At 73.4% G+C, this 13,041-nt stretch carries 9 protein-coding genes; 2 read left to right on the top strand and 7 right to left on the bottom strand.

The window, feature by feature from the left end; genetic code table 11:
- Nucleotides 1–36: 36 nt before the first annotated feature.
- A complete protein-coding gene (gene metG, locus ACFYO5_RS26090) occupies nucleotides 37–1,752 on the bottom strand; it encodes a methionine--tRNA ligase (protein WP_388713014.1) in 1,716 nt (571 codons plus the stop codon).
- A gap of 135 nt (nucleotides 1,753–1,887) precedes the next feature.
- Nucleotides 1,888–3,468, bottom strand: a complete 1,581-nt coding sequence (locus ACFYO5_RS26085; protein ID WP_388713011.1) for a VWA domain-containing protein — start codon at nucleotides 3,466–3,468, stop codon at nucleotides 1,888–1,890.
- Between the two features lie 254 nt (nucleotides 3,469–3,722).
- Here ACFYO5_RS26085 and ACFYO5_RS26080 point away from each other — a divergent pair, with 254 nt between their 5' ends.
- On the top strand, nucleotides 3,723–5,825 hold the full coding sequence (locus ACFYO5_RS26080; RefSeq protein WP_388713008.1) for a PhoX family protein: 2,103 nt from the start codon (nucleotides 3,723–3,725) through the stop codon (nucleotides 5,823–5,825).
- A gap of 19 nt (nucleotides 5,826–5,844) precedes the next feature.
- On the opposite strand, the gene ACFYO5_RS26075 is transcribed toward ACFYO5_RS26080, so the two are convergent.
- From ACFYO5_RS26075 to ACFYO5_RS26060, 4 genes are all read right to left on the bottom strand, one after another.
- Entirely contained in the window at nucleotides 5,845–7,794 is a 1,950-nt protein-coding gene (locus tag ACFYO5_RS26075) for an FUSC family protein (protein ID WP_388713005.1), read from the bottom strand.
- A 30-nt stretch (nucleotides 7,795–7,824) separates the two neighbouring features.
- Nucleotides 7,825–8,841 carry an endonuclease/exonuclease/phosphatase family protein gene (locus ACFYO5_RS26070; protein WP_356560945.1) on the bottom strand — a complete coding sequence of 339 codons (1,017 nt, stop codon included), beginning with the start codon at nucleotides 8,839–8,841 and terminating at the stop codon, nucleotides 7,825–7,827.
- A complete protein-coding gene (locus ACFYO5_RS26065) occupies nucleotides 8,786–9,142 on the bottom strand; it encodes a hypothetical protein (RefSeq protein ID WP_356560943.1) in 357 nt (118 codons plus the stop codon). The genes ACFYO5_RS26070 and ACFYO5_RS26065 overlap by 56 nt, the downstream gene beginning before the upstream one ends.
- 86 nt (nucleotides 9,143–9,228) lie before the next feature.
- Nucleotides 9,229–10,014: an alpha/beta fold hydrolase gene (locus tag ACFYO5_RS26060; RefSeq protein WP_388713001.1), complete on the bottom strand. Its 786-nt coding sequence runs from the start codon at nucleotides 10,012–10,014 to the stop codon at nucleotides 9,229–9,231.
- A gap of 87 nt (nucleotides 10,015–10,101) precedes the next feature.
- On the opposite strand from ACFYO5_RS26060, the gene ACFYO5_RS26055 reads away from it, so the two are divergent.
- Nucleotides 10,102–11,469 carry a PLP-dependent aminotransferase family protein gene (locus tag ACFYO5_RS26055; protein WP_388712998.1) on the top strand — a complete coding sequence of 456 codons (1,368 nt, stop codon included), beginning with the start codon at nucleotides 10,102–10,104 and terminating at the stop codon, nucleotides 11,467–11,469.
- A gap of 1,083 nt (nucleotides 11,470–12,552) precedes the next feature.
- Here ACFYO5_RS26055 and ACFYO5_RS26050 read toward each other — a convergent pair.
- Nucleotides 12,553–13,011 (bottom strand): hypothetical protein, encoded by a 459-nt coding sequence (locus tag ACFYO5_RS26050; RefSeq protein ID WP_388712995.1) that lies wholly within the window; start codon nucleotides 13,009–13,011, stop codon nucleotides 12,553–12,555.
- Nucleotides 13,012–13,041 lie beyond the last annotated feature (30 nt).

Genomic DNA, 13,041 nt, shown 5'->3' with positions numbered 1-13,041 from the left:
GGAGGGACGGGGCCGCCCCTCCCCCCGCACGGCGTGTCACTCGTCGGCGCCGCCGAAACGCTCCTTGTACGCGGCGAGGTCGTCCTCCGTCAGCTTGGCGAAGAGGACCGGCGGGACCGTGAAGGGGGTGCCGGCCGGGACCGCGCTCAGGGCCTTCGCCTCCGCCTCGGTGACCCAGGTCGCCGCATCGTCGGCGAGGGCGAACGCCTCGCGCATCACCTTCGCCGTCGCCGGGATGAACGGCTCCGAGACCACCGCGTACAGGTGGATCAGGTTCATCGCCGTGCGCAGCGTGAGGGCCGCGGCGTCCTTGTCGGTCTTGATCTCCAGCCAGGGGGCCTTCTCCTCCAGGTAGGAGTTGCCCGCCGACCACAGCGCGCGCAGCGCGGCGGCCGCCTTGCGGAACTGGAGGGCCTCCATCTGCTGCTCGTACTCGGCGAGGAGCCGCGCGATCTCCGTGCCGAGCCTCGCCTCCGCCTCGCCGGGCGCGCTGCCCGCCGGGACCTCGTCGCCGAACCGCTTCCTGGAGAACGACAGGACGCGGTTGACGAAGTTGCCTAGGGTGTCGGCGAGGTCCTTGTTGACCGTGGCCGTGAAGTGCTCCCAGGTGAAGGACGAGTCGTCCGACTCGGGGGCGTTGGCCATCATGAAGTAGCGCCAGTAGTCGGCGGGCAGGATCTCCAGGGCGTCGTGCGTGAACACGCCGCGCCGCTGCGAGGTGGAGAACTTGCCGCCGTAGTAGTTCAGCCAGTTGAAGGCCTTGATGACGTCGACCCGCTTCCACGGCGAGCGGGTGCCCAGCTGGGTGGCCGGGAACATCACGCTGTGGAAGGGGACGTTGTCCTTGCCCATGAACTGCGTGTAGTGGACGTCCGCGTCCGACTCCCACCACCAGGAACGCCAGTCGCGGTTCTCCGGGTCCTGGTCCGCCCACTCCTTCGTCGAGCCGATGTACTCGATCGGGGCGTCGAACCAGACGTAGAAGACCTTGCCGTCCGCCGCCAGGTCCGGCCAGGTGTCGGCCGGGACCGGCACGCCCCAGTCCAGGTCACGGGTGATCGCCCGGTCGTGCAGGCCCTCGGTGAGCCACTTGCGGGCGATCGAGGACGCGAGCACCGGCCAGTTGTCGGCGCGCTCGTCGACCCACGCCTCGACCTCGCCCGCGAGCGCGGACTGGAGGAGGAAGAGGTGCTTGGTCTCGCGGATCTCCAGATCGCTGCTGCCGCTGATCGCCGAGCGGGGCTCGATGAGGTCCGTGGGGTCGAGGACGCGCGTGCAGTTCTCGCACTGGTCACCGCGGGCCTTGTCGTACCCGCAGTGCGGACACGTGCCGATGATGTAGCGGTCGGGGAGGAAACGGCCGTCGGTGTTCGAGTACACCTGGCGGATCGCCCGCTCCTCGATGAAGCCGTTCGCCTTCAGCTCGCGCGCGATCTCCTGCGTGATCTCGCGGTTCTGCGGGGACGAGCTGCGGCCGAAGTGGTCGAAGGCCAGGCTGAAGCCGTCGTAGACCGCCTTCTGCGCGTCGTGGGCCTGCGCGCAGAACTCGGCCACGGGGAGACCCTGCTCCTTCGCGGCCAGCTCGGCCGGCGTGCCGTGCTCGTCCGTCGCGCAGATGTACAGCACGTCGTGGCCGCGCTGGCGGAGGTACCGGGAGTACACGTCCGCCGGGAGCATGGACCCCACCATGTTGCCCAGGTGCTTGATTCCGTTGATGTACGGAAGGGCGCTGGTGATGAGGTGTCGAGCCATCGGGGGCTGCTCCCAGGTTGCTATGTACGGAACCTGGAAATCGTAGCCGACACGGGTACGCCGCCCGCTTCCCGTTTTACGGGATGAGAAGCGGGCGGCGTGGGAGCCGGGGCTCCGGCCGGGCAGCGGCAGGGGCTACGGGCGCCAGGTGGCCAGTACCCCCTCGTACAGCTCCTGGTCGGTCAGCTCCCGGGGGGTCGGGCCCGCGTGGAAGAACGCGGTGTTGCCGGTCTTCAGCTTGCGGAGGTAGTCGAACGCCTTGTTGTCGTGCTCACCGAAGGCGACGAAGGAGAAGAAGAGGGTGGGGTGCTTCTCCGCCGCGTCCGCGAGGGACTGGGTGGCGGGGGTCTTGGCGTCCGGGGCGCCGTCCGTCTGGAAGACCACCAGCGCGGGGGACTCGGGGGACGCGGCGTGCTTCTCGTGGTGCGTCACGACCGCCTCGACGGCGGCGTGGTAGCTGGTACGGCCCATGCGGCCCAGCCCCGCGTGCAGGTCGTCGATCTTGTTCTCGGGGTCGGCGAGGGTGAGGTCGGCGGTGCCGTCCAGCTCGGTCGAGAAGAAGACGACGTGGACCGTGGGGGGCTGGTTCCGGCTCCGGGTCAGGTGGGCGGCGAGGGCCAGGGTCTGGTCGGCCAGAGCCTGGACGGAGCCGTCCTTGTAGTACGCGCGCATGGACGCGGAGCGGTCCAGGACGAGGTAGACGTCTGCGGCGGTGCCGGTGAGGTTCAGCTTGGCGAGGGTGGCCGCGGCTGCCTTGTGGGCGGTACGGAGGTGGGGGGGCGGGGTGTCGTCCGCCTCGGCTTCGCCCTCGGCGGGCGGCTCCGCCGGGTCGGGGGTGTCGTCCGCCTCGGCTTCGCCCTCGGCGGGGGTGTTCCCACCCGCACCACCCGTGCGGGTCTCGTCGTCGGCTGCGGGTGGCCCCTGTGGGGCGTCCTCGCCATCGGCGGCCTCGGGCTCGGCGGCCTCAACCTCGGCCTCGGCCTCCGTCTCGGGCTTCTCAGCGGCCTCCGGCTCCTCCGTGACCGGCTCGGTCACGGCCTCGGTCGGGTCCTCGGCGACGGGCTCCACCTCGGGGGCGGGCGTCTCGGTGACGGGCTCCTCCACCTCAGGTGCGGCCGCCTCCGTGACGGGAGTGACCGGCTCCTCAGCCGTCCTCGGCTCCTCGACCGCAGCCGGTTCCTCAGCGGCGACCGGCTCCTCGACCGCAGCCGGTTCCTCAGCGGCGACCGGCTCCTCGACCGCAGCCGGTTCCTCAGCGGCGACCGCGGCAGGCGTCTCCGTAGCGGCCGGTTCCTCAGCGGCGACCGGCTCCTCAACCGCGACCGGCTCCTCAACCGCGGCCGGCTTCTCTGTCGCGGCAGGCTCCTCAACCGCGGCAGGCGTCTCCGTTGCGACCGGCTCCTCGGCGTCGGCGGCGGTGTCGGCGGTGTCGGCGGTGGTCGGTTGCGGGGTCGGGTCCTTGACCGTGATCTTGTCGAAGGCCGCTGCCACCAGTTCGTGTTCTTCCGCCGCCGTGCGGGGCTCCGGTACGTGGGCCGTCGTCGGCTCGGTCGGGGGGGTGGGGGCGACCGTGGTGGGGGTCGCCGTGGTCGGCTGCGGCTCGGGGTGGTTCGTGGGTTCCGTCTGCGAAGGAATCCCTGCCGCACCCTCCGCCTCTGCGGTCCGCTCCTTGCGTGAACGGCCGAATGCGTTCCGCAGGAGAGTGAGAATGCCCATGTGCGCAACCCTTCGCGTGAGTTGTTCCCGTCAATCCCTGGCCAGGACGGACACGTAAGGTTAGCGGCCCCTGAGGGTGATCTTCGGCAGGGGTGAGTAGGCGTACGGCAGGTGTGTCAACACCGCCTCCCGGCTCGGGGAACACCCTTGTGGCAGCCGGGGATTCACCCGCCGTTCACTCAGTGTCAGTGCCTCCGCACAAATGTGCCCCTACCGTCACGCTCACACCAAGGGCACGCAAGGGGAGATTAAAGGTGCGCAAGCTGTTGCCGCTGATCGGAACGCCGTCCCAGTCGCATCCGGGCGGACGTTCCGCCATGACCTGTCGTTTCCGGTGTGGTGACGCCTGCTTCCACGAGGTGCCCAACACCAGCGACAACGAGTACGTCGGTGACGTCATCGCGGGGGCCCTCAGCCGCCGTTCCATGATGCGCGCCGCCGCCGTCGTCACCGTGGCGGGGACCGCAGGTGCGGCCGGTGTCGCGGGGGCGCGGCCCGCCGCGGCGGCCACCGTCGAGCACGGGAAGCCGTCGACGCCGTCCGAACCGTCCAGGCCGTCCAAGCCGGTGACGGCTTCCGGGGCTCGCGGGCTGCGCTACGGCAGCGTCGCGCCGAACACCGTCGACGCCGTCGTCGTACCGGACGGATACACCCAGAACGTCGTGATCCGCTGGGGTGAGCCCATCCTGCGCGGTGCGCCGGCCTTCGACCCGGAGAACCAGACCGCGGCCGCCCAGGCGGGCCAGTTCGGGTACAACAACGACTTCCTGGCGCTGCTGCCGCTGCCGGGCGAGCGGAACCGGCAGCTGCTCGTCGCGAACCACGAGTACACCGACGAGGTGCTCATGTTCCGGGGCTACGACGCCGCCAACCCCACCCGGCGGCAGGTGGAGGTCGCGTGGGCCGCGCACGGGCTCTCCGCGGTCGTCGTCGAGGGCGACCGCAGGACCGGCAGGCTCGTCGCCGTTCCGCGCCACCACCTGAACCGGCGGGTCACCGCCACCACCGAGTTCCGGCTGACCGGGCCCGCCGCCGGGTCGGACCTGCTGAAGACCTCCGCCGACCCGACCGGCACCAAGGTGTACGGCACGCTCAACAACTGCTCCGGCGGCACCACCCCCTGGGGCACCACGCTGCACGGCGAGGAGAACTTCAACCAGTACTTCGCCAACAGCGGCCGGGCGACGGACAAGCGTTACGGGATCGGTACCGGCGCCACCGAGCGCAAGTGGGAGCGGTTCGACCGCCGTTTCGACGTCGCGCAGGAACCGAACGAGGTCCACCGGTTCGGGTACGTCGTCGAGTTCGACCCGTACGACCCGTCGTCCACGCCCCGCAAGCACACCGCGCTCGGGCGGTTCAAGCACGAGGCGGCGACCGTCCGGCTCACGCACGACGGCCGTCCCGTCGTCTACTCCGGTGACGACGAGCGCTTCGACTACTTCTACAAGTTCGTCGGCAGCAAGCGGATGCGGCACGGCGGCGGCCGGTCGGTGCGCGAGCACAACCTCTCCCTGCTCGACGAGGGCACGCTGTACGTCGCCCGGCTCACCGGTGACTCCCCCGCTATCGAGACCGACGGCACGGGCAGGCTGCCGTCCGACGGCGAGTTCGACGGCGGCGGCGAGTGGATCCCGCTGGCGACGGCCACCGCGAAGGGCGCGGTGTCGCACGTCGAGGGCATGACCGCCGAGGAGGTGTTCGTCTTCACGCGGCTCGCCGGTGACAAGGTCGGCGCGACGAAGATGGACCGCCCCGAGGACATCGAGCCCAACCCGGTCACCGGCAAGGTGTACGTGGCCCTCACCAACAACACCAACCGGGGGGTCGGCGCCAACGCGAAGGCGGACGAGGCCAACCCGCGCAACGCCAACAAGCACGGGCACGTCCTGGAGCTGACCGAGCGCTGGAACCGGCCCGAGTCGACGAGGTTCGGCTGGTCGCTGTTCCTCGTGGCCGGCGACCCGGCGGATCCGGCGACGTACTTCGCGGGCTTCCCGAAGGACGCCGTCAGCCCGATCTCCTGCCCGGACAACGTGGCCTTCGACCCGCACGGCAACCTGTGGATCTCCACGGACGGCTCGCAGCTCGGCTCGCACGACGGTCTGTTCGGGGTCGCCACCCGCGGTGCGCGGCGCGGTGAGCTGAAGCAGTTCCTGACCGTGCCGACCGGCGCCGAGACCTGCGGTCCGCTCATCCAGGAGCGGCGCGTGCTGGTGGCCGTGCAGCATCCGGGCGAGCTGGACGGCGCCTCCGTCGAGAACCCCCGCAGCACCTGGCCCGACGGGCCCGGCAGGATCGTCCGTCCGGCGGTCGTGTCGGTGTGGCGCGCGGACGGCGCGGACATCGGCGTCTGAGGGCGTCGCCGCGAGGGGGTCACGGCCGGTGCGGCGAGGCGATCGTCCGCGCGGCCGCCACCTCCTGGCGGAGCGGCTCCAGCACGCTGTCCGACGGGCCCGTGAGGTCCGTGCGGACGGGGTGGAGGACGTCGGTGTCCCGCAGGCCCCGCGCCAGTTCGCGCAGTTGCCGGGCGACATGGGTGATCTCCGCCTCGGACGGCGGCTCTGCTCCGTGCTTCACACGGACCCGGGCCGCCGTCGTCGCGTCCACGATCCGTTCGACGGCGACGACCAGGGGCCACCAGGCTGCGGCCCGCGCGCCGGTGGGCGGCGGTTCGGTCAGGGCGCGCTGGAACTCCGTACGGACGACGGAGAGGTCGCGGTAGAGGCGGCGGCGCATCCGGGCGCGGGCCGGGGGGTCGATGTGGCCGCCGAAGGCGGACTCGGCGTAGCGGGCCGTGTCGGCGACGGCGTCGGCGAGGCGGTCGCCGACGCGCGTGTGCCAGGACTCCGGCCACAGCAGGTAGCCGGCGACCAGGGCGATCGCGCAGCCGACGAGGGAGTCCACCAGGCGGGGCAGGAGCAGGGCCGTGCCCTGGTGGTTGAGGACGTCGGAGAGGAGCAGGATCACGGGGGTGATCGCCGCGGTCTGGTAGCCGTAGCCGCGCGGGGTGAGGGCGGGGATCAGCGGGGCCAGCAGGAGCATCACCAGTACGTCCCACCAGCCCCGCGGGACCTGGGAGAGGACCGCCGCCGCGACGACGAGGCCGGCGACCGTGCCGAGGGCGCGCAGCAGGGCGCGGGAGAAGACGGAGCCGAAGTCGGGCTTGAGGACGAAGGTGATCGTCAGGGCGACCCAGTAGGAGCGGGGCACGGGGACGATCGACACGAGGACCTGGGCGAGGCCGATGCACAGGGCGAGGCGCAGCCCGTAGCGCCAGGAGGCGGCGGAGAGCATCACGTCGTGAGCCGCTCGGGCGGCGCGGACACGGAGCGCGGCGGGGCGGCCGAGCCGGTCGACGAGGCCCGACGGATCGACGTCGGGGGCGGCGACGACCTCGGCGGTGTGGCGCAGGGCGTGGTCGACGGCCCGGCCGGTCTCCTCGGCGGGCGTCGGCAGGTCGAGCCGCAGGGGTCCGGTGAAGCCGGTCAGCACGGCCTGCGCGAGATGCCGTACGGCCGCGGGGACCTCGGGCGGGAGCGGCCGGCCGGCGAGGTGGGCGGCGGGAGCGACCTCGACGACCGGGGTGATCGCGTTCAGCTGGGCGAGCAGCCGGGTGAGTTCGGGGCTGCGGCCGTGGTGGCGGGCGCGGTGGGCGAGGACGAGGTCGTACGCCTGGTTCAGGGACCGGGTGACGGCGTACCGGGCTTCCTCGTAGGCGCCGGGGGTGGGGTCGCCGGAGGCGGCGAGGAGGGTGGCGACCGTGCGGTAGGTGCCGGCCACGGCGGCGCGTTCGGGGACGCCGGAGCGCAGTGGCCAGGCCAGCAGGGCCAGGAGCAGGACGAGGAGGCCACCGCCGGTCATCAGGACGGGCGCGAGCCACCAGGCGCCCGGCATCGGCAGGCCCGCGCCGACGACGGAGTTGAGGAGCAGCAGCAGCCCGGACACCGAGGCGACGGCGCCGATCGTCGAGATCATCCCGGAGACGAGCGCGACGGCGGTGACGGCGGCCACCGCGAGCCAGCCGTGGCCGTACACGGCCGCGCCGAGGGTGATGCCGACGGCCCCGAAGGCCTGCGGGATCGCGATGTTGAGGATGCGCAGGCGGTAGGCGTCGGCGGTGTCGCCGATGACACCGGACAGGGCGCCCATGGAGGCGATCGCCCCGTACGCGGGCTGCCCGAGCGCCAGTCCGGCCAGCAGGGGCAGCGCCATGGCGAGCGCGGCGCGGGCGACGGCGGGCTTGTTGACGGGGGCCTGCTGGGGCCGCAGGTTCCGCACCAGCCAGTCGGGAGGGGTGAGGCCGATGGGAAGCTCGCGGGACATGGCCTCATTATGGGCACCCCGCCGTGCGGCTCATCGGGGCCGGTGGAGGGTGACGTCGACGAGCAGCGAGCGGTGGTCGGTGCCGGGCAGGTCGAGGAAGCGGGCGCGGCTCGCGGAGAACTCCCCGGAGACGAGGACGTGGTCGATCTGGGTGCCGAGGACGGGGGTGGTGCGGGCTGGCCAGCTCGGCTCGCGCGGGCTGCCCGCGAGGCGGGCGGCGTCGCGCAGCCCGGTGTCGAGGATCCGGCGGAACGCGGCGTGGTCCTGGGAGGCGTTGAAGTCGCCGGCGAGGATGAGCGGCCCGTCGTCGCGGTGGTCGTCGGCGAAGTCCCGCAGCCGCCCCAGTTCCCGTTTCCACAGGGCGACCTGGCGGGGCAGCGGCGGCTTCGGGTGCGCGAGCTGGAGCCGTACGGGCCGCCCGTCGACGTCGGCGACGGCACCGGGCATGCCCATCCGGCCGGGCACGGGCGGGGCGGGCGTCAGCGGGAAGCGGCTGAGGACGACGGACCCGACGGAGGTGTCCCCCTCGACGGCCCGCCGGTACGGCAACGCCTCCCCGAGTTCCCGCCGCACGGTGGCCTGGCAGCCGTACTCGCACTCCGACACGAAGACCACGTCCGGTCTCTCCCGGCGTACGGCGGTGACGAGGGCGTCCGTCGCCCCGCCGAACTCCACGTTGGAGGCGAGCACCCGCAGCCGGGCGACGGCGAGGCCCCCGGGTTCGTCGGCGTTGCCGTACGGCTCGATGAACCAGGCGAGCAGTCCGAGCACGACGACGCCCCACACCAGCCCGGTCCACCAGCGGGCGAGCAGCGACAGCAGCAGTGCGGCCCCGGTGGGCACGAGCAGCCAGGGCAGGAAGGCGAGCAGTTGGGGAACCGGCGTGCGGGCGTCGGTGTCGGCCGCCCGGCAGGCGACGACGGCGCTCACCCCGGCGAACAGCAGCCCGGCGCACCGGGCCCCGAACACCCGCCCGCGCCCTCGCGGCACGTCAGCGGAACTCCCGTACGACGTCGATGGTCCCGACGATGTGCGCGTTGAACTCATCCAGCTCCTCCGCCGGTACCCACAGCTCAAGGATGCTCTCCCCACCGGCCTGCCGCACCGGATACCGCGTGAGGAAGTCGCTGCGCACCTCGAACCTCGTGACGTAGCCGACCCCGGACGCCGGGACGTTCCAGTCGCGGGCGATGCGGATCGCGTAGTCCTCGTTCAGGACGGGATAGAAGATCGGCTGCTCGGGCAGCCGCGGCGGCCACGCCCGCCACCCTGAGGCCTCCACCAGGGCCAGCTCCTCGGGTCCGGTGGGCCGCCACAGGGTCGTCGTCGTGGTCGTCGTCTCGTTCATGCGGTGACGGTAGAGGTGGGGACGGCCGGCGGGCCAAGGGTTTGCCGGGGCGTCGGACGTGTCGCCCGCCGGGTCGGGGCGGCGGGTCAGCCCCCGTCCACCCGCTCCAGGAACTCCGCCAGCACCGCGTCGAACTCCGCCGGACGCTCCAGGTTGGGCAGGTGGCCGCAGTGGTCGATCACCCGCAGGGTCGAGTCGGGGAGCAGGGCGTGCAGGGTCTCCGCGTCGTGGACGGGGGTGAACTCGTCGTCCGCGCCGACGACGACGAGGGCGGGGACGGTGACGCGGCGGAGGGCGGGCCGGTAGTCGGGGCGTTCGGCCCGGCCGCGGAGGGCCGCGGCGGCGCCCTCGGGGTGGGTGGACGTCATCATGCGGTGCACGTGGGCCTTGACGGCGGGCGGGGCGTGCGGGGCGACCATCTTGAGGAGGACCTCGTGGGCGTAGCCGTGCATGCCCTCGGTGAGGAGGCGGTCGGCGAGGGTGTTGCGGGCGGTCCGGCCGGTGGGGGTCTCCGGTTCGGCGAAGGTGTCCGCGAGGACCAGGCCCCGGACGCGGTCGCCGAGGCGGGCCTGGCACTCCATCGCGATCTGGCCGCCCATCGACACTCCGGCCAGGACGAAGGTGTCCACCTCCAGGTCGTCGAGGAGGTCCTCGATGTCCTCGGCGAAGCGGGAGAGGAGGGTGGTGCCGGGGGTGACCGGAGAGGCGCCGTAGCCGCGCAGGTCGGGGGCGATGACGCGGCGCGTGGGAGCGAAGGTCTCCAGTTGAGGCGCCCACATCGTGTGGTCGAAGGGGTGGCCGTGGACGAGGACCAGGGGGATACGTCCGTCGGTATCCGCGCCTTTGTCCTCGTATGCGAGGAAGGGTGCCATGCGTCGACCCTAGGTCCGCCCCACTCCTCGGTGCAATAAGATCTTTGCCCTCGGTGCAATGCCGGGAAGGGGAGGGCAGGAGCCACCGTGAGCGACTACCGGCTGATCGCCGATCGCCTCGCCGACGACATCGCGCGCGGGCGGCTCGTACCGGGGCAACGACTGCCGCCGCAGCGGCGGTTCGCCCGCGCCCAGCGGATCGCCCCGTCGACGGCCGGTCGCGTCTACGGCGAACTGGTGCGGCGCGGACTGGTGGTGGGCGAGGTCGGCCGGGGAACCTTCGTGCGGGCGGCACCGTCCCTCCCCCAGGGGCGTGCCCTGGTCGAACCGGCCACCGCCGCGCCGGTCAACCTCGAACTCAACTACCCGACCGCGCCGGGGCAGTCGGAGCTGCTCGCGTCCGGACTCGCGCCGCTGCTGCGGGCCGACGTGCTGTCCGAGGCGATGCGCCCCGCCGCGGCCGACGGCACCGCCGTCGCCCGCGCCGCCGCGGCCCGGCTGCTCGCCGTTCCCGGCTGGCGCCCGGAGCCCGCCCAGCTCTTCTTCACGGGCAACGCCCGCCAGGCCATCGCCGCAGCGCTCGCCTCCCTGGCCCGGCCCGGTGGCCGCGTCGGCGTGGAGGAGCTGACGTATCCGCTGGTCAAGGAGATCGCCGGGCGGCTGGGGATCGTGCTCGTGCCGGTCGCCGGCGACGGCGAGGGGCTGCGGCCGGACGCCCTGCGCGCCGCGCACCGCGCCGCTCCCCTCTCCGCCCTGTACGTCCAGCCGGTCCTGCACAACCCGACCTCGCTGACCATGACCGGGACCCGCGCGCACGAACTGGCCCGTACGGTGGTGGACCTGGCGCTGCCCGTCGTCGAGGACCGCATCTGGTCCTTCCTCCGGCCGGACGCCACCCCGCTCGCCGCCCACGCGCCCGGCCTGGCCCACGTCGTCGACGGCCTGTCCAAGCGGGTCGCGCCGGGGCTGACGGCCGGCTTCCTCGTCGTACCGCCGGACCGGGTGGAGGCGGTGGCCGACGCCGTGCGGTCCGGGGGGTGGAGCGCGGGGAGGTTCGCGCTGGAGGCGGCCGTGCGGTGGGCCGGGGACGGGACGGTGGAGCGGCTGGTGGCGGCGAAGCGGGCGGACGCCGCCCGGCGGCAGCGGATCCTCGCGGCCCACCTGGGCGGGTTCTCCCTACGGACCGACCCGCACGCCTATTTCGCCTGGTGGGAACTGCCGGCACCGTGGCGGGCCGACACCTTCACGGCCGCTGCCGCCGCGCACGGCATCGCCGTCACCCCCGGCACCGCCTTCACCGTCGACCCGCACCGCACCCCGGACGCGGTCAGACTCGGCCTGGCGTCCGCGGCGGAGGGGGAGTTGGAGCGGGCGCTGCGGCGACTGGCGTGGCTGGCAGGGGAGTCGGAGCCGCCCGGCGGCGGATCAGGCGGCCCACCCGCACGTACCGGGTGAGCCACATCCCCGCGGCCACCGCCAGGCCGACGCCCAGCAGGAACCAGGACGCCGTGCGCAGGGTGGCCGTCAGGGCGTCGTAGACGGCGGCCGCGGCGGGGCGGCGGGACGGGTCGCGCAGGTCCGTGAGGGTGAGGTGGCGGGCGACGGCGATCGCGAGGCCGAGGAACGCGCCGCCCAGGGCCGTGCCCAGTGCCGCCGCGGTGAGGGCGCGGCGGCGGCACGCCGCGACGGCGATGCCGGACACGGCCAGGACGACGGCGGCCAGGGGCAGCCAGAAACCGGCGAGGTCGAGCACGTGACAGCCCTTCCGGAGGGTGGCCAGTTCATCGGCCGGGAGCAGTGCGACGCGGGTGTGCGCGAGCGGGACCCGGTCGGCGAACGGCACCCGGTCGGCGACCAGCTGGGCGCGGACACGGGCGGCCACCGGTGCCAGGTCGACGGTGACCTCGTGGGCGCGGTCGTCGCGCAGGGCCGACATCACGGCGGTGTGCGCGGCCTCGTTGCCCGCGTCCCACGCGGTGCGGTAGGCGCGGGTGTGGGTGAAGGAGCGCAGCGCGTCCCGCACGAAGGGGGCGATCTCGGGCGGCAGCGGGCCGCGTTCGACCGCCGCCCTGCGCAGGATGCCGTCGCCGACCGTGTCGACCACGGCGTCCCGTACGGCCGGGTCGGCGGCGAGCGGCGCCATGGCGGTGACGTACCGGCCGGTGTCCGTGAGGCCGTACGCCGCCCACGCCGCCAGTGCGCCGAAGGGCATCAGGAGGCAGGACAGGGCGATCAGGGCGGCCGACACGGCGGTCCGCGGACGTCGGGACACGCCTCCAGGCAAGGGCGTACGGGCCGGACGCGCGAGCGGGGACGGCCAGTCGGGTGGCGGTGGGCGGGCGGGTGGCGATGGCCAGTCGGGTGGCGATGGGCGGGCGGGCCGAGTGGGGACGGTCAGTGGGGTGGTGGTGGGCGGGCGGGCCGAGCGGGACGGTCGGTCGGGTGGTGGTGGGCGGGCGGGGCCCGGATGTTCCGGGATCAGGAGAGCCGTGGGCCCCGGCGACCATCGCCGGGGCCCACGCGCGGCAGGGGGCGGAGCTACCCGGCGCGGTGTCCCGCCGCTTCACCGTGCGTGGAGTAGCGGTAGAACATCGCCGCGAAGAGGCCCGCCGCGGCCGCCAGCGAGACGCTCGCGGAGTACAGCACGCTCGCCCCGCTCTGGTTGACGAGGAAACCGATCGCGCAGCCGGCGAACAGCGCCCACAGCAGGGCGTGCGCTTCCCGCCGCAGACGCGGGGCCACCGCGCGGATCGCGACGTACAGCGCGGCGAACGCGAGCGCCGCCACGAAGCCGAACAGGATGTTCCAGCCGGTGACGGGACCGCCGCTGCGCCGGTTGGCAGCCGCCCAGTAGCCGTAGACGAGCCCGAGCGTGACGGGCACCGCCCACCTCGCGACCAGGTGGGTCCGTTCGTCGAAGACGTCGGGCAGGTGGTCCGTACCGGATCCGGTCAGGGCCGGTGTCCGCATGCCCGGTGTGGGTGCCGCGTGAGCCATGGGAGCACTCCTCTCTCCTCGACCCCCGCT

Origin of the sequence: Streptomyces sp. NPDC006259 (assembly GCF_042870975.1) — a bacterium.
Lineage (GTDB): Bacteria > Actinomycetota > Actinomycetes > Streptomycetales > Streptomycetaceae > Streptomyces.
This window is presented reverse-complemented; position numbering and strand designations above follow the sequence as displayed.